22 protein-coding genes are annotated in these 22,337 nt (G+C 68.9%); 15 read left to right on the top strand and 7 right to left on the bottom strand.

Translation table 11 applies throughout. The features are described 5' to 3' along the window. Positions 1-23: 23 nt before the first annotated feature. Complete coding sequence (locus tag ACWD1Z_RS14130) at positions 24-734, bottom strand: SLATT domain-containing protein (protein WP_451118511.1); 711 nt, start codon at positions 732-734, stop codon at positions 24-26. Positions 735-962: 228 nt separating this feature from the next. Between ACWD1Z_RS14130 and ACWD1Z_RS14125 the strand changes: the two genes are divergently transcribed. From ACWD1Z_RS14125 to ACWD1Z_RS14095, 7 genes are all read left to right on the top strand, one after another. Further along, entirely contained in the window at positions 963-1,301 is a 339-nt protein-coding gene (locus ACWD1Z_RS14125; protein ID WP_328876602.1) for a YbaB/EbfC family nucleoid-associated protein, read from the top strand. A gap of 60 nt (positions 1,302-1,361) precedes the next feature. Continuing rightward, positions 1,362-1,961 carry a recombination mediator RecR gene (gene recR / locus ACWD1Z_RS14120; RefSeq protein WP_389416814.1) on the top strand — a complete coding sequence of 200 codons (600 nt, stop codon included), beginning with the start codon at positions 1,362-1,364 and terminating at the stop codon, positions 1,959-1,961. Further along, a complete protein-coding gene (locus ACWD1Z_RS14115; protein ID WP_451118508.1) occupies positions 1,954-2,613 on the top strand; it encodes a DUF5063 domain-containing protein in 660 nt (219 codons plus the stop codon). Before recR ends, ACWD1Z_RS14115 begins: the two co-directional genes overlap by 8 nt. Positions 2,614-2,796: 183 nt before the next feature. Continuing rightward, positions 2,797-4,074: an aspartate kinase gene (locus tag ACWD1Z_RS14110; protein WP_389416816.1), complete on the top strand. Its 1,278-nt coding sequence runs from the start codon at positions 2,797-2,799 to the stop codon at positions 4,072-4,074. After that, positions 4,071-5,123, top strand: a complete 1,053-nt coding sequence (locus tag ACWD1Z_RS14105; protein WP_451118506.1) for an aspartate-semialdehyde dehydrogenase — start codon at positions 4,071-4,073, stop codon at positions 5,121-5,123. Before ACWD1Z_RS14110 ends, ACWD1Z_RS14105 begins: the two co-directional genes overlap by 4 nt. Before the next feature lie 450 nt (positions 5,124-5,573). After that, positions 5,574-6,179: a SigE family RNA polymerase sigma factor gene (locus ACWD1Z_RS14100; protein ID WP_451118504.1), complete on the top strand. Its 606-nt coding sequence runs from the start codon at positions 5,574-5,576 to the stop codon at positions 6,177-6,179. 86 nt (positions 6,180-6,265) lie between these two features. Next, complete coding sequence (locus ACWD1Z_RS14095; RefSeq protein ID WP_451118502.1) at positions 6,266-7,315, top strand: hypothetical protein; 1,050 nt, start codon at positions 6,266-6,268, stop codon at positions 7,313-7,315. 417 nt (positions 7,316-7,732) lie between these two features. On the opposite strand, the gene ACWD1Z_RS14090 is transcribed toward ACWD1Z_RS14095, so the two are convergent. Both ACWD1Z_RS14090 and ACWD1Z_RS14085 read right to left on the bottom strand, forming a co-directional pair. Continuing rightward, complete coding sequence (locus ACWD1Z_RS14090; RefSeq protein ID WP_451118501.1) at positions 7,733-8,518, bottom strand: SURF1 family protein; 786 nt, start codon at positions 8,516-8,518, stop codon at positions 7,733-7,735. Positions 8,519-8,561: 43 nt separating this feature from the next. Then, positions 8,562-8,699, bottom strand: a complete 138-nt coding sequence (locus ACWD1Z_RS14085; protein ID WP_451118499.1) for a hypothetical protein — start codon at positions 8,697-8,699, stop codon at positions 8,562-8,564. Between the two features lie 117 nt (positions 8,700-8,816). On the opposite strand from ACWD1Z_RS14085, the gene ACWD1Z_RS14080 reads away from it, so the two are divergent. After that, a complete protein-coding gene (locus tag ACWD1Z_RS14080) occupies positions 8,817-10,643 on the top strand; it encodes a prolyl oligopeptidase family serine peptidase (RefSeq protein WP_451118497.1) in 1,827 nt (608 codons plus the stop codon). An 860-nt stretch (positions 10,644-11,503) separates the two neighbouring features. On the opposite strand, the gene ACWD1Z_RS14075 is transcribed toward ACWD1Z_RS14080, so the two are convergent. Continuing rightward, entirely contained in the window at positions 11,504-13,540 is a 2,037-nt protein-coding gene (locus tag ACWD1Z_RS14075; RefSeq protein ID WP_451118918.1) for an NAD-binding protein, read from the bottom strand. Between the two features lie 173 nt (positions 13,541-13,713). On the opposite strand from ACWD1Z_RS14075, the gene ACWD1Z_RS14070 reads away from it, so the two are divergent. Both ACWD1Z_RS14070 and ACWD1Z_RS14065 read left to right on the top strand, forming a co-directional pair. After that, on the top strand, positions 13,714-14,703 hold the full coding sequence (locus ACWD1Z_RS14070; protein WP_451118496.1) for a permease: 990 nt from the start codon (positions 13,714-13,716) through the stop codon (positions 14,701-14,703). Next, positions 14,700-15,392 (top strand): TIGR03943 family putative permease subunit, encoded by a 693-nt coding sequence (locus tag ACWD1Z_RS14065; RefSeq protein ID WP_451118495.1) that lies wholly within the window; start codon positions 14,700-14,702, stop codon positions 15,390-15,392. Before ACWD1Z_RS14070 ends, ACWD1Z_RS14065 begins: the two co-directional genes overlap by 4 nt. Positions 15,393-15,397: 5 nt before the next feature. On the opposite strand, the gene ACWD1Z_RS14060 is transcribed toward ACWD1Z_RS14065, so the two are convergent. Further along, the gene (locus ACWD1Z_RS14060; RefSeq protein ID WP_451118493.1) at positions 15,398-15,613 is read right to left on the bottom strand and encodes a DUF4287 domain-containing protein; all 216 of its coding nucleotides are present in this window, start codon (positions 15,611-15,613) and stop codon (positions 15,398-15,400) included. A gap of 470 nt (positions 15,614-16,083) precedes the next feature. Between ACWD1Z_RS14060 and ACWD1Z_RS14055 the strand changes: the two genes are divergently transcribed. From ACWD1Z_RS14055 to ACWD1Z_RS14035, 5 genes are all read left to right on the top strand, one after another. Next, complete coding sequence (locus tag ACWD1Z_RS14055) at positions 16,084-16,722, top strand: hypothetical protein (protein ID WP_451118492.1); 639 nt, start codon at positions 16,084-16,086, stop codon at positions 16,720-16,722. Then, a complete protein-coding gene (locus ACWD1Z_RS14050; protein ID WP_451118491.1) occupies positions 16,691-17,884 on the top strand; it encodes a helix-turn-helix domain-containing protein in 1,194 nt (397 codons plus the stop codon). The genes ACWD1Z_RS14055 and ACWD1Z_RS14050 overlap by 32 nt, the downstream gene beginning before the upstream one ends. A 292-nt stretch (positions 17,885-18,176) precedes the next feature. Beyond that, on the top strand, positions 18,177-19,445 hold the full coding sequence (locus ACWD1Z_RS14045) for a hypothetical protein (RefSeq protein WP_451118489.1): 1,269 nt from the start codon (positions 18,177-18,179) through the stop codon (positions 19,443-19,445). Between the two features lie 102 nt (positions 19,446-19,547). Next, positions 19,548-19,994 carry a GntR family transcriptional regulator gene (locus ACWD1Z_RS14040; protein WP_125528105.1) on the top strand — a complete coding sequence of 149 codons (447 nt, stop codon included), beginning with the start codon at positions 19,548-19,550 and terminating at the stop codon, positions 19,992-19,994. 11 nt (positions 19,995-20,005) lie between these two features. After that, on the top strand, positions 20,006-20,575 hold the full coding sequence (locus tag ACWD1Z_RS14035; protein WP_451118487.1) for an HD domain-containing protein: 570 nt from the start codon (positions 20,006-20,008) through the stop codon (positions 20,573-20,575). On the opposite strand, the gene ACWD1Z_RS14030 is transcribed toward ACWD1Z_RS14035, so the two are convergent. After that, positions 20,563-21,036 (bottom strand): NUDIX domain-containing protein, encoded by a 474-nt coding sequence (locus ACWD1Z_RS14030; protein WP_451118486.1) that lies wholly within the window; start codon positions 21,034-21,036, stop codon positions 20,563-20,565. The genes ACWD1Z_RS14035 and ACWD1Z_RS14030 overlap by 13 nt on opposite strands. Then, complete coding sequence (locus tag ACWD1Z_RS14025; RefSeq protein ID WP_451118484.1) at positions 21,036-21,803, bottom strand: helix-turn-helix domain-containing protein; 768 nt, start codon at positions 21,801-21,803, stop codon at positions 21,036-21,038. The genes ACWD1Z_RS14030 and ACWD1Z_RS14025 overlap by 1 nt, the downstream gene beginning before the upstream one ends. Positions 21,804-22,337 lie beyond the last annotated feature (534 nt).

Below are 22,337 nucleotides of genomic sequence, written 5' to 3'. Positions count from 1 at the left end.
GGCGGAACCCCGGGCCGCGGGCGTCACCTGGCCTCGGGCGGTCGCTGCCGCGGCATGTTCGGCCGCGCGGGACCTCCCGGCGGCAGCGGGAACCGTCCCTGGAGCACCGTCCCGTCCGTCCGGCCACCCCCCGCCACGGTCCCCTGGATCCCCATCGGCGCCGATCCCGTGCGGAACTCGACCATCCAGTCCGCCGTCTCCGTGCGCACCAGCTCCGTCACATCCTCCGAGAACCGCCGGAGCACCCCGAGACACCGCTCCGCGGCCTCGCTCGCCGTCCCGTCCGTCGGCCCCAGCACCTCCCGCACGCTCTCCGACGCCCAGTCGAACTGGAGCACCTGCAGCCGCCGCTGCACCGCCTGCGCCGTGGCCACGTCCCTTATCCACCCGGACGTCACCCCGAAGAACCGGTCCACCGCCACACAGGCCACCGCGAGCAGCAGCGCGAGATACCCCCACGGCGCCACCCCGCCCATCGCCCCCGTCAGGTCCAGCAACGGCAGCGCGGCCCCCGCCACCGCGCCGGTCGCCGCCCCCGCGCGCAGCACCCGCGCCCCGCGCCGCTTCCACACCCGGTCCGCGAGGTACCAGGCCGCCGTCTCCAGCGCCCCGCGCTCCACCCACTGGTAGAGCTCGTCCAGCCGTACCGCGGGCTCACCCCAGTCGCCCAGCGGGAACGCCCGCCCCGTCAGATCGCCCGGCGGATACTCGGGCTGCATCTCCGGCTGACCCACCCGGCACTCCCTACCTGGTCCCTACGTGGTCCCTACCTGGTTCCTCATGCGCAGACACTTCCTACCGCCCAATGGGTGGCGAAGGGACGGCTTTCGCCGCTTTTCCGCTCGGAAGTGGCCCTTGATCAGGTATAGACCCCACATTCGACTCACTCGAAAGAGTGCCGGGGCGATGGCTGGGCAGACCACGTAGGCTCGTTCCAGTAGCCGTACGACAAGGAGCTGATCGTGATCCCCGGTGGTGGCCAGCCCAACATGCAGCAGCTGCTCCAGCAGGCCCAGAAGATGCAGCAGGACCTGGCGAACGCTCAGGAGGAACTGGCGAGGACCGAGGTCGACGGCCAGGCCGGCGGCGGTCTGGTGAAGGCGACCGTCACCGGCGCCGGCGAACTGCGCGCCCTCAAGATCGACCCGAAGGCGGTGGACCCCGAGGACACCGAGACCCTCGCCGACCTGATCGTCGCGGCGGTGCACGCGGCCAACGAGAACGCCCAGACGCTCCAGCAGCAGAAGCTCGGCCCGCTGGCGCAGGGCCTCGGCGGCGGCATCCCCGGCCTGCCTTTCTAAGACGGCCCCGGGCCCTCTACCGTACGTAGTGAAGGAACCCCCAGGAAGGGCGGCAGTCCGTTGTACGAAGGCGTGGTCCAGGATCTGATCGACGAGCTGGGGCGGCTGCCCGGCGTCGGTCCCAAGAGCGCGCAGCGGATCGCCTTCCACATCCTCCAGGCGGAACCGACCGACGTACGGCGCCTCGCGCATGCCCTCCTGGAGGTCAAGGCGAAGGTCCGCTTCTGCGCGACCTGCGGGAACGTGGCGCAGGAAGAGCTGTGCAACATCTGCCGCGACGCCCGCCGCGACCTCGCGGTCATCTGCGTGGTGGAGGAGCCGAAGGACGTCGTCGCCATCGAGCGCACCCGCGAGTTCCGCGGCCGCTACCACGTCCTCGGCGGAGCGATCAGCCCGATCGAGGGTGTCGGTCCGGACGACCTGCGTATACGAGAACTTCTCGCGCGGTTGGCCGACGGTACGGTCACGGAGCTGATCCTGGCCACGGACCCCAATCTGGAAGGCGAGGCCACGGCCACGTACCTCGCCCGCATGATCAAGCCCATGGGCCTCAAGGTCACCCGCCTGGCCAGCGGCCTCCCGGTGGGTGGCGACCTGGAATACGCGGACGAGGTGACCCTCGGCCGCGCCTTCGAGGGGAGACGACTCCTAGATGTCTGACGCCACGCTGCACGCGACGAACCAGGACCCGGACGACTTCGCGGTCCAGATCGCGGACCAGGTCGAGAGCTTCCTCGTAGCGGTGACCGAGGTGGCGAAGGGCGACGAGCCGGAATCGGCGATCCCCTTCCTGCTGCTTGAGGTCTCCCAGCTGCTGCTCGCCGGCGGCCGGCTCGGCGCGCACGAGGACATCGTCCCCGACGAGCGCTACGAGCCCGACCTGGGCCCGGAGCCGGACGTGGACGGGCTGCGCGAGAACCTGGCCCGGATGCTGGACCCGGTGGACGTCTACTCGGAGGTCTTCGACCCCTACGAGCCCCGCAAGGCGCCCGTCCCGGCCCGTATCTCCGACGACCTCGCCGACGTCATCACCGACCTGCGCCACGGCATGGCCCACTACCGCGCGGGCCGCACCACGGAAGCGCTGTGGTGGTGGCAGTTCTCCTACTTCTCCAACTGGGGCTCCACCGCGTCCGCGACCCTGCGCGCGCTGCAGTCCGTGCTCGCCCACGTCCGCCTGAACCAGCCCCTGGAGGAGCTGGACGGCCTGGACACCGACCAGTCCGTGGGCGACGACACCCTGGAGTTCGAGGCCGGCCGCGTCATGGTGGAGGAGATCGCGGGGCCGCTGGGCCTGCGCGAGGTCAAATAGCCGCCCCTCGGTGCTTGAACGTTGATCCACAGGGGCCTCCTGTGACGCTCGGCACTTTTCCCGGGGTGTTTCTCCGGGCATGCGCTGACCTGGGCGCCGGATCTCACCATGCGATACCGCGAAGGCGAAATTCACGCGCTCGTTAAACTGAGCCGATACACACGGACTGAGCGAGGAGCGCACGTGGGCCTTGTCGTGCAGAAGTACGGAGGCTCCTCCGTAGCCGATGCCGAGGGCATCAAGCGCGTCGCCAAGCGGATCGTGGAAGCGAAGAAGAACGGCCACCAGGTGGTCGTCGTCGTTTCCGCGATGGGCGACACGACGGACGAGCTGATCGATCTCGCCGAGCAGGTATCCCCGATGCCTGCCGGGCGTGAGTTCGACATGCTGCTGACCGCCGGAGAGCGGATCTCCATGGCCCTGCTGGCGATGGCGATCAAAAACCTGGGCCACGAGGCCCAGTCCTTCACCGGCAGCCAGGCAGGGGTCATCACCGACTCGGTCCACAACAAAGCCCGGATCATCGATGTCACGCCGGGCCGTATCCGGGAGTCCCTGGACAAGGGCAACATCGCCATCGTCGCCGGATTCCAGGGCGTGAGCCAGGACAAGAAGGACATCACCACGCTCGGCCGGGGTGGTTCCGACACCACGGCCGTCGCCCTGGCCGCCGCCCTCGACGCCGAGGTCTGCGAGATCTACACCGACGTCGACGGCGTGTTCACCGCCGACCCGCGTGTGGTGAAGAAGGCGAAGAAGATCGACTGGATCTCCTTCGAGGACATGCTGGAGCTGGCCAGCTCCGGGTCGAAGGTGCTGCTCCACCGCTGTGTGGAGTACGCCCGCCGCTACAACATCCCGATCCACGTCCGGTCCAGCTTCAGCGGACTCCAGGGCACCTGGGTCAGCAGTGAGCCGATCAAGCAAGGGGACAAGAAGGTGGAGCAGGCCATCATCTCCGGTGTCGCGCACGACACCTCCGAGGCCAAGATCACGGTCGTCGGTGTGCCGGACAAGCCGGGCGAGGCCGCCGCGATCTTCCGTACGATCTCGGACTCCGAGATCAACATCGACATGATCGTGCAGAACGTGTCCGCCGCCTCCACCGGCCTGACGGACATCTCCTTCACCCTCCCCAAGTCCGAGGGCCGCAAGGCCATCGACGCCCTGGAGAAGAACAAGCACGGCATCGGCTTCGACTCGCTGCGCTACGACGACCAGATCGGCAAGATCTCCCTGGTCGGCGCGGGTATGAAGACCAACCCCGGCGTCACCGCCGACTTCTTCACCGCGCTGTCCGACGCCGGCGTGAACATCGAGCTGATCTCGACCTCCGAGATCCGCATCTCGGTCGTCACCCGGGCCGACGACGTCAACGAGGCCGTCCGGGCCGTCCACACGGCCTTCGGCCTGGACTCCGACAGCGACGAGGCCGTGGTGTACGGCGGCACCGGGCGATGACCCGACGACCGACGCTCGCGGTCGTGGGGGCGACCGGGGCCGTCGGCACGGTCATGCTGCAGATCCTGTCGCAGCACGCCGACATCTGGGGCGAGATCCGGCTGATCGCCTCGCCGCGCTCGGCCGGCCGCAAGCTGGCCGTGCGCGGGGAGCAGGTCGAGGTGGTGGCCCTGTCGGAGGATGCCTTCGACGGGGTCGACATCGCCATGTTCGACGTACCGGACGAGGTCGCGGAGCGGTGGGCGCCGGTCGCCGCCGCGCGCGGGGCCGTGGTCGTCGACAACTCGGGCGCCTTCCGGATGGACCCGGAGGTGCCCCTCGTCGTCCCCGAGGTCAATGCGCACGCCGCCCGGATGCGGCCGCGTGGCATCATCGCCAACCCGAACTGCACCACCCTCTCGATGATCGTCGCCCTGGGCGCGCTGCACGCCGAGTTCGGCCTGCGCGAGCTGGTGGTGTCGTCGTACCAGGCCGTGAGCGGCGCGGGCCGGGCGGGCGTCGAGACGCTCCGGCAGCAGCTCTCCCTGGTCGCCGGCACCGAACTGGGGACCAGCCCCGGCGACGTACGGCGGGCCGTGGGCGACAACACCGGCCCCTTCCCGGAGCCGGTCGCGCTGAACGTCGTCCCGTGGGCCGGGACGCCGCGTGCCGACGGCTGGTCCTCGGAGGAGATGAAGGTCCGGGACGAGTCCCGCAAGATCCTCGGACTGCCCCGGCTCCCCGTGGCCGTCACCTGCGTCCGGGTCCCCGTGATCACCACGCACTCGCTGACCGTGCACGCCCGCTTCGAGGGCGAGGTCACGGTCGCCCGGGCCCGCGAGATCCTCGCCACGGCCCCCGGAGTCGTCCTCTTCGACAACCCGGAGGCGGGGGAGTTCCCCACCCCGGCCGACGTCGTCGGCACCGACCCCACCTGGGTGGGGCGGGTACGCCGGGCGCTGGACGATCCGACCGCGCTCGAACTCTTCGTGTGCGGGGACAATCTGCGCAAGGGAGCGGCGCTGAACACCGCGCAGATCGCCGAGCTGGTGGCGGCGGAGTTTTCGTGACGGAGGCCGCCGGCCGAAAAACTCCGGGGCCTGCCACGAATCGTTTGTAGGATCTGCGTGAGTGATGTGAGCCGGATGATGGTCCGTACCACTTGAACTGGACCTCTTCGGCGTTCGAGGATTTCCTCCCCGCCCTCCGCAACCGCGCGGAGGGCGGGGAGCGTCTTTGCGGTCGCCCTTCGGCGGGTGTGTGGACGCGTTTTTTCTGGCGTGGGGACGCCATGAGCAGGGCGTGGGGACGTCCGTTCATATGGGACATAGGGGAAGAGCGGGACGCATGAGTGCATCTGAGGCGCCGTCAGTCGTGCTGCCTGACACAAACGTGACGTCCGGCACGTACAACCCTCTTGGGGGGAAGCGTGTCCAACAGGCGTGGCAGAGGTACTCGACTTTCATGCGGCGACGCGCGGCACGGCCCTACGGCCCCCGCGCCCTTCCCGTCGCACCCGCATGCCCGGCACGCCCGGCGGCATGCCGGTGATCGCGCCCATGCCCGCAGCGCGGCCGACCCGCATCCCCAGTCAGCGTGACGGCGCCGAGTACGGCGAGGACGCGGCGGCCGCCGGTACGACGGTCGACCATCTCACCGAGACCTACCGCGCCCACTACCGGTCGCTGCTGGGCCTCGCGGCGCTCCTCCTCGACGACACCGCCTCCTGCGAGGACGTCGTCCAGGAGGCGTTCATCCGCGTCCACTCGGCGCGCAAGCGGGTCAGAGACCCGGAGAAGACCCTGGCGTACCTGCGCCAGACGGTCGTGAACCTCTCCCGCTCGGCCCTGCGCCGGCGCATCCTCGGCCTGAAGCTCCTGTCCAAGCCGATGCCGGACATGGCGAGCGCGGAGGAAGGGGCCTACGACCAGCTGGAGCGCGACTCCCTGATCAAGGCGATGAAGGGCCTGCAGCGCCGCCAGCGCGAGGTCCTCGTCCTGCGCTACTTCGCGGACATGACCGAGGCACAGGTCGCCGAGACGCTCGGCATATCGCTGGGCTCGGTCAAGGCGTACGGCTCGCGCGGCATCGCGGCGCTGCGGGTCGCGATGGAGGCGCCGGCATGAGCGGCGACCATGACGAACGACGGCGTCACCCGGGCGTCCCGGACGGGGACCGGACGCCGAAGCAATCGCACGCTGGGAACGGAACTGTGAACCACGGCCCCGACGGCCAGAGCCCGCCCGGGCTCGACTCGGACGATCTGGACCTGCGCAGGCTGCTGCACGACGCGGTGCAGGAGATCGAGCCGCGCGACGGCACACTGGACCATCTGCGGCGGGCGGTGCCCGCCCGGCGGGCCCGCAAGCGGCAGGCCCTCGTCGGCATGGCCGCGGCGGCCCTCTTCGTGGGGACGGCGGTCCCGGCGCTGGTGCACGTCTCGCAGACGACCGGCCCGGGCGCCAACCCCTCCGTGGCGGGCCACGGCACCCAGACACAGGGCGGCGCCAGCCAGGGCGTGGACCCCGACACCGGCAAAGACTCGGCCGGCGGCTCCTCGGAGAAGACCGAGGACAAGGGCAAGGAGAACGAGGAGAAGGAGAACGAGGGCAAGGGCGACGACGGCGGCGCCGACTCCGGCGGCTCGGCCGACCCGGCGGTGACCACCGGCACGGGCGCGGCCCTCTGTACGGCGGAGCAGCTGGCGGTCGCCGCGGCGGGCGCGGACGCGCCGGACGGCGCGGGCACGGTCTACGGCACGTTCCGCTTCACCAACTCCTCCCTCGTGGACTGCACGGTCACCAACCCCGGCTCGCTGAGCGCGGTGGCGGGCGGCGCGGCGGACCCGACGAAGATCTCCACGGCCCGGCACATCTCCGGCGACCCGGCCACGGCCCTGCCCGACCCCTCCCTCGAACTGACCTCCCTGCTGCTCAAGCCGGGTGCGTCGTACGAGGTCAAGTTCGCCTGGGTCGCCTCGGAGGCCTGCTCCACCACGGGCGAGAACTCGGGCGGCACGGTCGGAGGGGGCGGCGACCCGACCCCGGACCCCAGCCCGTCCACCGGCACGGGCACGACCGAGGGCACCGCGACCGGCACCGACGGAGGCATGTCCACCCAGCTCCTCACCGAGGACGGCACGACGGACGGCACGGTGACGGTCACCAACACGGCGGAACCGGGCGCCCCCACCGCCCAGGCAACCATCACGGGGGCCTGCGCGGGGACGGTGTACTGGACCGGGGTACTGGCCGGGGCGTAGGCCTCCGGCGGGGCGGCAGGATTCACGGCGGGGCGGGGCGGGGCGGGGCGGGTTGCGGTGTGCGGCTGCGGCGAGGGAGCCGCACTCGCTTGGCCGACCGAGCCGGCCGCCGTGCTGTTCTTGCGGTGTGGCCACCGGGGGCGGGGTCGCCAGGCAGCGGACTCGTAGGCCGGCCGGACGGCCGTACCGGCCACCGCTGCCGCTCACAGCCGTATCCGCCTAGCGGTGGGACTTCGGTTTCCGTACCTGCCGCCGCTGCGGGCCAGCCGTGTCCGCCTAGCTGCGGGCAGTCGTGCCGCTGGGGCGGCACGGGTGGGCGCAGCGGCACCCCGTCAGCGCCGGGCCGCGCGTTCTCCCCCGCGGTCCCCCTTACGCAGCGGCACTCCACCAGCGAGGGCGAGCGCCCCCCGGGGCCGCTCACACGCCTACCCGCTCCTCATCCTCCCGCGGCACCAGCCCGAGTTCCGCATCCCGCGCGAACTCCACCTCACGCCGGAACAACCGGAACCACATGAAGACCACGAACCCGGCGAAGACAAACCACTCCCCGGTATACCCGAGGTTCTGGAACGCCTTCAGATCCAACCCGGAGCCCCCCGGCGCACTCACCGGCACGGCCTTCATCCCCCCGTCGCCCTCATTCAGGGTCACCCACGCGTCGTACACGTCGTAGGGCACAAGGTTCACCAAGGACGCCGCACTGATCGCCCCGGCCTGCCCCGCAGGCAACCCGCCCTGCCCAGGCACCCCGTTCTCCCCAGGCTGCTCGGACGCCTGCAAGGCCCCCGTCACCGTCACCACTCCTGACGGCGCGGCCGGCACCTTCGCAGCATCGGCATCCCCGGGCAGCCACCCCCGAACCACCGGCAGAGCCGAGCCCCCGGAGGTCCGCAGCAGCGTCACGACGTAGAACCCCCGCCGCTCGTCCAGCTCCCGATCCGGCACCAGCAGCTGCGTCCCGTACCGCCCGGTCGCCGTGACCTGCTTCCCCACCGTCGACTTGTCCACAGGCAGCATCTCGGCAAGGGGCCGAGCAGCCTCCCGCTTGTCCGACGCGGCCCGCGCCTCGGCCCCCTGGTGGTCCGCCACCCGTTCCTCGAACCGGCTGAGCTGCCAGGACCCCATGAAGATGCAGAAGGGGATGGCGAGCAGCACGAAGACGTTGATCCCCCACCAACGGGGCGTCAGCAGAAACCGGTACACGCCACCACGGTACGGGCACCACCCCACCCCCCGAGCCGCGGGGTCAGAACCGCTCGGCGAGATGACCCCGGCCCGCGGGCGGCTCGTACGGCTCGGGCCAGAAGTCCGTGACCCCGGGATCAGCCCGCGCTCGCTCCGCCGCCGCCCAGAGCCCCTCGACGGTCTTCCGCAATTCGGTCATGTCCCGCAGTGTGCACCCCACCACTGACAACGCCGCGGCGGGCGCCGTCCACGGAAGTTATCCACAGGCTGAGGACCGGGCCAGCGCGCTGTCGGTCCGGCCAGGCACTATGGGGCCATGACTGAGAGCAACGGGTCCGCCGCGCCGGATCAGCAGCAGAACCGGGACATGCCGGACTGGGAGAAGCGCTTCCGGGCGCCCAGGGTGTCCCTGCCGGACTGGGCGGAGGACGCCCCGGACCGTTCCCTGTTCGTGTCGAACGCGACGGGGACGTACGAGCTGTACGCCTGGGACCGCGCCACGGGCGAGCAGCGCCAGGTGACCAACCGCCCGAACGGCACGACGGACGGCGTGCTCTCCCCGGACGGCGCCTGGATCTGGTGGTTCGACGACAAGGACGGCGACGAGTTCGGCGTGTGGCGCCGCCAGGCCTTCACGGGTGGCGAGGACGAGCTGGCGACCCCGGGCCTGGACGCCTCCTACCCGGCGGGCCTGGCCCTCGGCCGAGACGGTCGTACGGCGATCGTGGGCCGCTCGACGGACGACGAGGGCACCACGATCCATGTCGCCCGCACCGGCGAACCCCCGGCGGAGATCTACCGCCACCGCGAGTCCGCGGGCGTCGGCGACCTCTCCCACGACGGTTCGCTGATCGCCGTCGAGCACACGGAGCACGGCGACGCGATGCACTCCGCCCTGCGCGTCCTGCGCCCGGACGGCTCCGCGGTCGCCGAACTGGACGACACCCGGGGCGGCACCGTGGAGCTGGGCCTGGAGGTGCTGGGCTTCGCCCCGGTCGACGGCGACACCCGTCTCCTCGTCGGCCACCAGCGCCGCGGCCGCTGGGAACCGCTGGTGTGGGACGTGGCGACGGGCGAGGAGACGGACCTGTCCCTGGACCTCCCCGGCGATGTGAGCGCCGAGTGGTACCCGGACGGCTCGGGCCTGCTGGTGGCGCACAGCCACGAGGCCCGCAGCGAGCTCTTCCGCTACGACCTCACCACCCACGAGCTGGCCAGGATCCCCACGCCCCAGGGCACGGTCTCGGGCGCGACGGCCCGCCCCGACGGCACCGTCGAGTTCCTGTGGTCCTCGGCGGCCGAGCCGTCGACGGTCCGCTCGACGACCGGCGAGGTGGTCCTGGACCCGCCGGGAATGAAGTCGCCGGGCTCGGTGCCGGTGGAGGACGTCTGGGTGGAGGGCCCCGGCGGCCGGATCCACGCCCTGATCCAGAAGCCGGCCAACCACACCGGCGGCCCCCTCCCCACGGTCTTCGACATCCACGGCGGCCCGACCTGGCACGACAGCGACTCCTTCGCCGCGGGCCCGGCGGCCTGGGTCGACCACGGCTACGCGGTCATCAGGGTCAACTACCGGGGCTCGACGGGCTACGGCCGGGCCTGGACGGACGCCCTGAAGCACCGGGTGGGCCTGATCGAACTGGAGGACATCGAGGCGGTCCGGCAGTGGGCGGTCTCCTCCGGCCTGGCCGACCCCGCCCGCCTGATCCTCACCGGCGGCTCCTGGGGCGGCTACCTCACCCTGCTCGGCCTGGGCACCCAGCCGGACGCCTGGGCCCTGGGCATCGCGGCGGTCCCGGTGGCGGACTACGTCACGGCCTACCACGACGAGATGGAAGCGCTGAAGGCCCTGGACCGCACCCTCCTGGGCGGCACCCCCGAGGAGGTCCCGGACCGCTTCGAGGCATCCTCCCCCCTCACCTACGTGGACAACGTAAAGGCCCCCGTCTACATCTCCGCAGGCGTGAACGACCCCCGCTGCCCGATCCGCCAGATCGACAACTACGTACAACGCCTGGCATCCCGCGGCGCACCCCACGAGGTCTACCGCTACGACGCCGGCCACGGCTCCCTCGTAGTCGACGAACGCATCAAACAAGTACGCCTGGAACTCGACTTCGCAGCCCGCCACCTGACCCCCTGACAACCCCACCCCGCCCCACGGCCAGAGCTGCCGCTGGGGCGGGGCCACCACGAGGCCCGCAGGCAGCCACGCCACCCGCCACCTGCGCCGGCCACCCCTGCAGGCAGTAGCAAAGCTGAGGCCACGCCCACCCGGCAGCAACCTGCGCCGACGCTCATCCGAGAGCGGCCGCCGCACGGCTTGCGGGACTGCGCGGGCAGCCAACCCGCCGCACTGCGCATTGCCCGCACCCGCGTAACTGCACTCAGCGATGCCCCTGCGCGGAACCCACCCGGCAACGCCCGCCGTACGACCTGCGCGGCCGCGGACCACCCAGGCCGTCTGCGGCTGCGCGTCGCCCGCACCCGCCGCTGCCGCAGGCCAGCGGTACCCCCCTAGCTGCGGGCAGTCGTGCCGCCGCGTCGGGGCGCACCCGAGAGCGGCCACCGTATGGCCTGGGGCTGCGGACCAGCCACACTCGCCGCCGGTGCGCATTGCCCGCACCCGCCGCAGCCGCAGGCCAGCCGTACCTGCCCAGCTGCGGGCAGTCGTACCGCGCGGGCAGTCGTACCGCCGCATCGAGGGCGCACCCGGGAGCCGCCGCCGTATGGCCTGCGGTGCTGCGGACCACCCACACCCGCCCGCCGCTGCCGCAGCCCAGCCCTACCCGCCCAGCTGCGGGCAGTCGTGCCGCTGGGGCGGCACGGGTGGGCGCAGCGGCACCCCGTCAGCGCCGGGCCGCGCGTCCCACCCGCCGGTGCCCCCGACGCAGCGGCACCTCGCCAGCACCCGACCGCGCGTCCCACCCGGCGGCCACCCGCACGCACCCGGCACGCACCGCACCTACAAAGCGACCGAACCCACCAGCCCCGACCCCCCGCTCACGCCCCCGCCGACTCCCACCGCCTCGGCCCCAGCAACTCCGCCAGCCCCCTCCGCGTAGCAGCCAGCACCACCCGGTCCTCCCCACGCAGGACATACGTGTCAGGCAGATCCCACACCAGCCCAGACCCCCCGGTCCCCCCGGACCCCCCAGCCCGTCCGATCCCCCCAGACCCCCACCCACCCCAATCCCCGCCCCCACCCTGAGAACCGGCACCCGAAACAGGACCAGAACGGGCACCCGAAACAGGACCAGAACCCGGCCCCGAACCCGACCCCGGCCCCGATCCCTCCGCACCCCCCACCGCCGTATCCAACGCCAACACCCGCCAGGCCCCCGCCCGAAACGCCTCCCCCACAGTCCGCCCCTCCAACTGCGGAAGCCCGCCCACCTCCACGGCCGCGAACAGCAACACCCGCCGCTCGACCGGAATCGCGCCCAGAATCTGCCGCCCCATCATCGCCCCGGCAAAGGCGGGCGCCGCCAGATGCGTCACGCTCCGGCTCCGAGTGGAGGCGGACGGATGCGCCGCCCGCAGCGTCCGGTACACGGCGGTCGCGAAGTCGTCGTCGTACAGCCGCAGCACCACCCGCAAGTCGGGCCGGACCGACCGCGCCGCCAGCACAGCCTCCAGGTTCGTCGTATCCGCACTGGTCACCGCCAGCAACGCATGCGCCCGATGAACCTTCGCCGCCTCCAGCACCCCCTCCTGCGTGACATCCCCCAGCACCACAGGCACCCGCAACCGCCGAGCCGTAGCCATCCCCCGAGCCTCCGGATCGGCCTCGACGCACACCACCGGAACATGCAGCTCCCGCAGCCGCGTCAGCACCCGCGTCCCGATCTTCCCCAGCCCGAGCAGCACCACATGCCCGCTCAGCCCCCGTGGCGGCTTCCGCAGCGCGGAGGCACTCCGAAAGGTCCCGAGCGCCTCCAGCACCGCCGCCAACAACACCGGCAACAACAGCAACCCCAGCAACCCGGAAAGGAGTTGCAGCACCTGCCGCCCCGTCGACTCCTGCAGCGCCGGCTCATTGATGGCGAAGAGATCGAGCAGCGTCTCGTACGTGGCGTGCAGCGGATGATCCCCCGTGGCCACGGTCAACGCCCCGGCCAGCGCGAACACACACCCCACCAGCCCCGCCAACGACCACCGCAGCCGCCGCGAGAACAGCGACCCGAACGCCGGCACCACCCCCCGCCCGCCCGACATGGAAGGCCCCGAGTACGACACCTGCTCCAGCACGACGGCCCCCCGCCCCCGCGCCTCCCGCACCGCCGCCCCGTCGGGCAGCAACAGCGGCCCCTGCTCCCCGCTCTCGGCACCACCGGCATCGTTCCCCGGCCCGGAGAGCAACGCCAAGGTGGCCAGCCCGCCCGCCGCCACCCGCCCGTCCCCGCCCGGCTGCCGCTCGACCGCCCGCAGCAGTAACCCGTCGGTCTGCACCACCTTGCTGGTCCCGACGAGCGCGGTCGCGACCAGCGCGGGAGCGGCGGTGTCGGCGTCCGACAGTACGACGGTGGAGGCGTCGGAGACACCGTCCCCCGTGGCCAACGCGGCCGCCTGATCGAGGAGTTCCTCGATGTGCTGCCCCAACCGCCGGTTGTAGAGCCGTAGAACGAGCCGCAGCCGGGGATTGAGCCGCCGCGCGGTCAGGGCGGCGCGAATGTTGGTCTCGTCGTCGTCGAAGACGAGCGCGAGCGCGGCGGCCCGCTCCACCCCGATGTCCGCCAGCACCGCCTCCGTGACCTCGGCGGCCTCCACGACCCGCGCGCTGCCGACCGGCGCCCCGTTCCCCGCAGTCCCGCCCCCCGCAGTCCCGTTCCCCGCAGTCCCGTTCCCCGCCGCCCGGCTCACCGCGGCGCTGACCACCCGGTCGAGCAGCGCGGCCGAAGCGGCCCGCGCCCGCCCGACCACCGGCGGCCGCACCTCCCGCTCGGAGGGCGGTACGACGAGCGTGACCTGTTCGCCGTAGACGCCCCGCAGTTCGGCGGCGAGCCGATGCGCGAGCCCGTCGTCACCGCACACCACCATGTGCGCGGCCGGCGCACCACCCGGCTGACCCTGACTCGGAACGCTCACCACGAGGGGAAAGACTGCCTCACCGGGACAGGTGGTTCCAGCATCCACCTGAACAAAGAACGCCAACTCCCCGTAGAAGAGGGGAGGAAGACGAGCAAGAGCCCACCGGAGGGACGCGACCGCCCGTGGCGACCACCACCCGCCCCCGACCCCCCGACCAGGACGAAGGCCGCCAGTCCGCGCCCCTGCTCCTCATCACGCTGCTGCTGCTCGCCGTCCTCCTGCAGAACCCCCTGCGCGGAGCCCTGTCCGCCCCGGTGATGCAGAGCTGGACGACGGTCTTCGTGGCGGTCATGGTCCAGGCCCTGCCCTTCCTGGTGCTGGGCGTGCTGCTTTCGGCGGTGATCGCGGTGTTCGTCCCCCCGGCGTTCTTCGCCCGGGCCCTCCCCGCCCGCCCGGCCCTGGCGGTCCCGGTGGCGGGAGCGGCGGGAGCGGTGCTGCCGGGTTGCGAGTGCGCGTCGGTCCCCGTGGCGGGCGCACTGGTCCGCCGGGGAGTGACCCCGGCCGCCGCCCTGGCCTTCCTCCTCTCGGCGCCCGCGATCAACCCGATCGTCCTGACCTCGACGGCGGTGGCCTTCCCCGGCACCCCGGAAATGGTCCTGGCCCGTCTGCTGGCGAGCCTGGTGACGGCCTGCGCGATGGGCTGGCTGTGGCTGCGCCTGGGCCGCACGGACTGGCTGCGCCCACCGACCCGCTCGTCCCACGAGGGGCAGACCAGGGGAGCCGCCTTCTGGGGCTCGGTCCGGCACGACGTGATGCACGCCGGCGGCTTTTTGGTGGTGGGCGCGATGGCGGCGGCGACCTTGAAGGCGGCGGCACCGGAGACATGGCTGCGGCAGCTGGCGTCCAACCCACCGCTGGCGATCCTCGCCCTGGCGGTGCTGGCCGTACTGCTCTCCCTCTGCTCGGAGGCGGACGCGTTCGTGGCGGCGTCCCTGACCCACTTCTCCCTGACGGCCAGGCTCACCTTCCTGGTCGTGGGCCCCATGATCGACCTGAAGCTCTTCGTGATGCAGGCGGGCACCTTCGGCCGCGCCTTCGCCCTGCGCTTCGCTCCGACCACCTTCGTGGTGGCGGTGGCGGTCTCGACGGCGACCGGCGCGGTGCTCCTGTGAAGCGCCAGGCCCAGGCGGCCCTCCTGTTCCTGCTGGGCGCGTCACTGCTGCACGCCGGGACGACGGACCTGTACCTCCGTTACGTGAAATCCGGCCTGCGCCCGCTGCTCCTGCTCTCCGCGGCCATCCTGATCGCGGCGGCCCTGGCCACGGTCTGGTACGAACGCAAGGCCCCCACGCCGCCCACCCACCCGGAACCCCGCATCAGCTGGCTGCTGACCCTTCCGGTCCTGGCCCTGATCCTGGTGGCCCCACCGGCCCTGGGCTCGTACAGCGCGCTCCGCACCGGCACGGCCCTGCAAGAGCCGTACGGCTACGAACAGTTGCCGCCGCACGACCCCACCCCCCTCTCCCTGCCGGACTACGCGGCGAGAGCGGTCTACGACCAGGGCCGCACCCTGCAGAACCGCCGCGTGGAGATCACCGGCTTCGTAGCCCTGTCTCCCTCCGGCACCCCCTACCTGGTCCGCATGACCCTGAACTGCTGCGCGGCGGACGCCCAGCCGATCAAGGTCGCCCTGACGGGCCAGGTCCCCCCGGTACTCCGCCCGGACACCTGGCTACGCGTGACGGGCACCTACACCCCCCGCACCACGAAAGACCCGGTGAACGGCGCCCCCATCCCCTACCTGAAGGTGACGAGGGCAACCCCGACACCACTCCCGGAGGACCCGTACGACGAAACGTGAGCCCCCTAACCCTGCTTGTCCCCGTCGGCAAGGGCGTACGCCACCAGAGCATTGGCATGCCCGTGCCCCACCCCGTGCTCCGCCTTGAGCCACCCCACCAGCTCCATGTGCTTACTGAGCCCAGCCCCCCGGATCAGCCCCATCCACTCCGGGATCGGCCGCCCGTACTTCTTCTCGATGGACGGAAAGTAACTGGCGGGACCCTTCACAACGGCGGTCATATCGAACCTCTCCAGTCGAGCCGAAACGGCGTCACCGAAGAAGAGACTCCCCACCCCACCCAAACTCATCGGCCCCCAGAACACGACAAAGGACCCGGCGCAACCTACACACCAGGCCCTCTGTACAGCGTCGGGGTGGCGGGATTTGAACCCACGACCTCTTCGTCCCGAAGCAATCTTGGTCTCGGGGCTAGCAGGGACTGTGTCAGTGACCTGCTGCGACAGTGCCTCGGCGTGCGTGGACGTACGTGGATGTGCGGGGGCGTTGTCACGCAGTTAGTCACACAGCGAGCACGTCACCGCAGGACGTGGGCGGGGCTCACGGGGCGTCCGCAGGCGGTTGCATTGTCGGCTCGTCCAGCTCGGGCGGCGTTGTCAGTGCCGTCTGCTCCACTGGACCCGGTAGCTCCTGTGGTGATGTGCGCCACGACCGCTAGACCCTTAATTTTCTACGTGATATTTTCGCGGACATGGTTAATGCCGAGGTGGAGCGGATCCGCGGTGCCATGACGGATCTGTGCGAGCCCCTGCACGACGCGTTCGCGCGCGCAGGCGAAGAGAACAAGAAGCGCAACGACGATCTGACCGGCCGTGACTACGTCTGGCTCACCACGCACAACGTCCGTGGCCGCGCCCATCTGTACCTGAGCAGGGCGGAACTCGGAGTTTGGAAGCTCACCGGCAAGCACCGTCGCAACGGAGAGCTGTGGGTGTCGGACGGCAGCTACAGGGCTCGCGTCCTGCACGCTCCTTCGGAGAAGGACGTGCCTCCGCCGGGGCGCAACGCCGAACGGCGTGCCTTCTACGCCAACGACCCGTTGTCCATCTTCGAGGGCATGGAACCCCTCTGGGGTCCCGCCAACGATCGCCTGCTCGTCCTGTGGCGCCTCGACGCCGAGACGGGTGCGCCGGCGTTCCGCGTGGTGCGCCCGATCGGCGAGTGGAAGTACGGTCGGAAGGAGAAGATCGACATTGACTTCCCGTTGCCCCAGACTGCCTCTGCCATGAGTGATCTGGAGTTCCGGCCTACGGATGCAGGTATCCACCTGGACATCCCTGCGAGCAAGGAGGAGGGCAATGCCTACGGTGCTGGCGGCATCTCCGGGTGAACGCCTACGCACGCTTCGAGAACTACTGGGCCTGACTCAGGCCCAACTGTCGAAGATGTCCGGAGTTGGCGCGTCGTGGATTTCTGAGGTCGAGAACGGCTACAAGGACCACGACGACACCAAGCTTCAGATGATCGCCGACGCGACTGAGACGCCCTTCGGATTCTTTTACGTTCAGCCGAAGTCTGTCCCCCTCGACTCACTTCGGTTCCGGAAGCTGGCCTCTGCCAAGCGGACGGTGACCAAGCGCGTGCACGCGTTCTACAGCGAGAGCTATCGAGTCTCCGAGGACATGTTGACCTCTGAGAGGTATCCAACCCCACCTCTGCCGTACGCTACGGCAGACGAAGTAACTGACGAGGAGATTGAAGAACTAGCCAATGAGACGCGGCAAGCGCTTCGCTTGGCGCCAGACCTACCTATCCCCCACCTGACTCGGGCGTTGGAGCGAGGCGGCATTGCGGTCGCTCCAATTGTGCTGAACGATCCGGCCGGAGGGGAAGAGCAGACCACGAGTAACCATTTCGGCGTCTCGTATTGGGGCGGTCTTGGAGATGTGGCTCTCATCGGGTATTTCCCAGGTAGTCACGGTGACCGTGACCGCTTCACGCTGGCTCACGAGGTCGGGCACCTAGTGCTTCATACTTTCCGCCCCCGGGTGCGAGACCCCGAGGGCGAAGCCAACAAATTCGCCTCAGCGTTGCTGGTGCCACGTGAGCGCGCAATAGAGGCAATCTCGGAACGCATGACACTGACTGAATATGCGCGCCTCAAGGCCAATTGGGGTGTGTCTATTCAGTCCTTGATTATGCGAGGTGCGGCCGTCGGCGTTATCGACGAAACGAGAAAGCGTTCACTTTATGTACAGCTTTCTCAGCGTGGCTGGCGCAAGCAAGAGCCTGTTCATGTTGGCCAGGAAGAGCCACTTCTCCTGTGGACGCTGTTGACCCATCAATTCGGGGTTAAGCCGTATGTCCCTGCTGCCGAGAAACTGGCTATTCCTCCTACGGTTCTTCGCTCAATTGCGCCTACGCCTGAGAAGGTGAAGGCGGACTCTCCACCGCCTTCTGCTTCACATGGGGGAGCCGGACAAGCGAATGTCCTCGACTTTCGCTCACGGAAGCTTCGCTTAAATCAAGAGAGTCCCCGAATGGTGCAATAAGTTACGCACTGTGCCGAGGGTGACGGTCTCTCTCTTTGTGAGGCCGTTTCTTCAGCAGGGGGAGCGACGCGCGTAGATGCTAGTCGTTTAGGTAGGTGAACTGTGAGGGCCCGGGCATCTTGTCCGGGCCTCTTGCTGTTGTGCCCTTCATGCCCGATCGAGGGGCGACGGCTGCCGCTCTGCCTTGCCCTGACGACCGGAACGCGTGAGTCGGATGCACCGTTTCATGGATCATCTGCCGCAAATGTCAAATCACCCTCGTGGTCCATTAATATGGGCCTATACTCCATTCATGACTGAGGACTCCGTTCAACCCTGCCCGGTGCCCGACGCCCACAGACGGCTGATGGATTGCCACGCGCAGTGGCATTTGCTGCATGAGTCGTATTACGACCCGGACGAGTTCAGGCTCAACTTGAACTCTCTCGTGCCCAATCTGAGGAACGTTACGTGGCTGCTTCAAAAGCAGAAGGCGGTCATCCCTGATTTTGGAACTTGGTATCCGCAGTTCCAGCAGTCCGCAGGAAGTAGTGAAATCATGAAGTGGGTCGTCAAGTCTCGCAATAGGATCACTAAAGAATCGGATCTAGAGCTCCTTAGTAGCTGTCGGGTGATCTGGATTAGAGACTGGCTTCAACGCGCGGAAGGCACGGCCTCATTTCCTCCGCGGAAGACCACGCCCGAGATTCTCATGACTCTCCACCGTAATGGCGTTCCGCCCGTGGGTACCGTCACGCTCAAGCGGCGATGGGTTGACAAAGCGCTTCCTGATTGGGAGCTACTGGCCGCAACGTCTGAGGCCTATTCCCGTCTGGAGCGGCTCTTGTGGACCGCTCATGAGGCGTTTGGTATTGAACGATGCGACCTTCCCGATCGGTCCTTGGAATGCGTTACGTCGAAACTCACAGATAGCTCAATGCGTCTCCCCTGCATGCACGTCGCGCAGTCAGATTTGCAGACGCATGTCTCTATGTCGGGCGGTTTCATTGAGGAAGAGACCGAGCCGTTTGAGCTTGATCCAGAGAAGTTGGAAGTTGCGGCCGCCCGCTACGGAGAGCTTGCATACCCGGAGTCTGGGGCGATCGAGAATGTCCCCGGATTTATGGCGATGGCTCGCACCGTGATGGAGCGGGATGGTTTTCATGGCACCTTCGCTCTCCTCTATCGCGGACAGCAGCAAGTGGCAGTGCAAGCCCTAGAATTCCATGACCAGCAACAAAAGATTCTCACTTTCGAAAGACTCGCCGACCTTGTCGAATCGACGCGGGCGGATGGGATTGTGATCATCGGGGAGTCTTGGATTGCAAATCAAACAGCAAAAGAAAAGGAGTTGAATACCGTTTTCTTTCCGGCGCGCGACCGTCTTGACAGGATGGAATGCCTTACTGTCTACGCGGTTACTCGGGACGGGCGTCACGCGGAACTGGTTTCAATGGTTGAGCGCGGAGAGAATGGAGAAACGCGCTGCGCTGAACCAATGGACGTTAGTTTCGAGGCTGGGATGAACACCATGGTTCCCATCAAACTGAGGTGGGCGGACATGCAGAAGCGAGGGCTTTGATGCCCCGAGTGCAGGAGCCGTTGCCCGCAGATGGGCCGGTTGCGCACCATCGGCCGTGGGACCCTTGGCGTTGAGCGATGGAGCGACGCGAGAGGAGCGGAAGTGCCGGAGGCCAGTCCGCGCGGAACCTACCTGGTCATCGCAGAGGCACTGCGAACCGAGATCGAAGAGGGGGAGGGCATCGAGACCCTGCCGTCGGAAGCCGACATGATGCGGTCGCACGGTGTCGGCCGCAACACGATCCGTCGCGCCCTCAAGGTCCTCGAAGCCGACGGCCTTGTTGAGTCGGCCCCCGGGATTGGGTGGCGCGTCGCTCGGGGTGAGGACCGCCGGTCTCTCGCCGAGCGTATGACCGACGTGATCGCGGAGGACTCGCTGTCGGTGGGCGACACGTACCCGTCCGAAGCGAAGCTCTGTGAGCGGTTCGGCGCGTCTCGTACGGCCGTGCGTCGTGTCCTTGCCCAGATGGAGGGAAACGGCCTGCTCGCCACGGTTCACGGCAAGGGGCGAACCGTGCGCGCTCTCCCGACGCCCACCGTCCGGCCGTAGTCTTGGCCGCCATGGGACTGACTGAGTGGGCGTACTCGCTCTCCGAATCGCTGCTGTCCGATCCGCTCCCGCGTCGGTGGGCGCACTCGTTGGGGGTCGCCAAGCGCGCTCGCTCCTTGGGCCCGATCATGGGCGACGATGCCGAGTTGCTGGAAGCTGCCGCGGTGCTGCATGACATCGGATACTCGCCGACGATCGCGACCACCGGCTTTCACCCGCTGGACGGCGCGCGGTTCCTCCGGGACCAGGAAAAGGCAGACGAGCGGGTCGTTCGTCTCGTGGCTCACCACTCTTGCGCCCTGCTGGAAGCCGAAGAGCGCGGACTGAGGCAGGAGCTTGAAGGGGAGTTCGAGCTAGAGCGTCCGGACCTTGTTGACGCCCTGCTGTACTGCGACATGACGACGACGCCCGACGGGACGCAGACCACGCCGGCCGAGCGGCTGGACGAGATCGTGCAGCGATACGGTCCGGACACGATCGTCGGGCGGTTCATTCAGCGCGCGGCTCCCGAGATCCACGCAGCGTCGAAGCGTGTTGAGGGCCGGTTGGCGCAGGTCTCTGCCGACGATCAGCCGATGTAGGGCTCTCGCCGCGAGTCGTCGAGACCGTGGCGGATGCGCAGCATCATCGACGGGTGGATCTCCAGTCCGTCAAGGTCCGCTGGGTTGACCCAGCGGACCTCTTTTGACTCGCTGCTCGTACGCAGGGAACCGCCGATGGGGTGGGCTCGGAAGCAGATGGAGAACTGTTGCCGGACCTCTCCGTCGTCGTACGCCAGCACATGTTCAGGGTCGGTGTAGAGACCGACGATGCTGTCTACCTCAACGTCGATGCCGGTCTCTTCCAAGACCTCACGGACGACGGTGTCAGCGATGCGTTCGCCGATGTCGTGGCCGCCGCCGGGCAGTGCCCACAGGTCGTTGTCGGTCTTGTGGATGAGCAGCAACCGCCCCGAGTCGTCCCGGACAACGGCCGTGACCGAGGGGACTACCGAGTTGGCCTTAGGGGCGCTTGGGTCGCGGAAGTAGTCGATCCGGCTCATCAGTGCACGCCTTCCCATTCGGTAGGTGAGGAGATCGGGCGGGCTGATTCCCAGACCCGTTCCACGCTCTCAGCGTAGGCGTCGAAGAGTTCACCGCCGGGCACGCGTCGCAGGTGCAGCACAGGGGCCATGTAGGCGCCGACGCCGTAGATGTGGCCGTTGGCCAGCATCTCGTCATCGGCTCGATAGATCGAGTTGTAGAGGGTCGTGTTGTGCAGCCGGAACTCAACGCCAGGAAGGCCGAAGAGCGGACTGTAGTTGACCAGGGCGTTCCGGATCTTCGCTGCCATGGCCGCGCCGATCCCCTCGTCGTCCCCGCGCATGGCCACCGCCGGCGACGTGGGCTCTCCCATCAGGAAGCGGATGGACACGCCTTCGGCTGACTTCTCCTTCACGATGCGGTGGAACGTCGCATCTTCGGTCAGCCAGAAGCCGGAGTACACCAACACGTCGAACTGCCGCCGCGCCTTGGAGTAGAGGTCTGTCCAGAGGGTCTGCATCACCACGGAGCGGTGTGGATAGAGCCTGACCAACTCCGCGTTGCCGGAGGCGGTGACCTCTGCTGACGTGCGTTCGTCGGGCCACAGGTAGGACACCTCGCACTTCAACAGCGAGGCCGTCGCGTACTGGAAGCGGCGATATGGCTTGCGCTCAGGCTCGTTGATCCATCGTTCGACCGTCTTGAACGCGACCCCGAGCCGTTGGGCGACCTCGTCGAGCGTCAGGCCCAAGTCCACTATCGCGCCGCGCAGTCGCTCGTTCGCCACGTCCAACCTCCGACTCCGTGGGACGACTTGGTACGACTTCACGGTAGCCAAGGACGACCTGGGTCGTACATCCGCGAAGTCGATCGTCGTCCGCGCCGACGCCAGTCTGTAGGTACATCGAGCGCGAGGGGCTCGCAGAACTCAAACAGCCGAAGGGCTTGACGGGGCGAACTCCTCTCTGCAAGATGAGGGACACGTAATACATGTTCCTCTCGTTCGGGTCGCTTCAGCGAACCGGGCGAGCGCACGACAAGGGGCCCGGGACAGAGCGGGCCGAGGGACCCGGACCCCTGGTCAACCGGAGGGCTTAGACCGAAAGGTCACGTCTCCATACGCCTGAAACGGGAGCCCGTGTTCCCGAAGGAGACCATGCACAGCCTCACCTCGCCGCCGCACTTCGGTACGGCGGCCGGTTGCCTCCTCCGCTCGTCTCGTACGAGCGGGGCTGAGGGGAGCCGAGCACGGATCCACCAGCGCTCCATACCGGCCGCACTCGCGGCCCGGGATTTCGTCGGGGTGGTCGCCTCTCGCCAA

Source organism: Streptomyces sp. NPDC002784, assembly GCF_053592135.1.
This window is presented reverse-complemented; position numbering and strand designations above follow the sequence as displayed.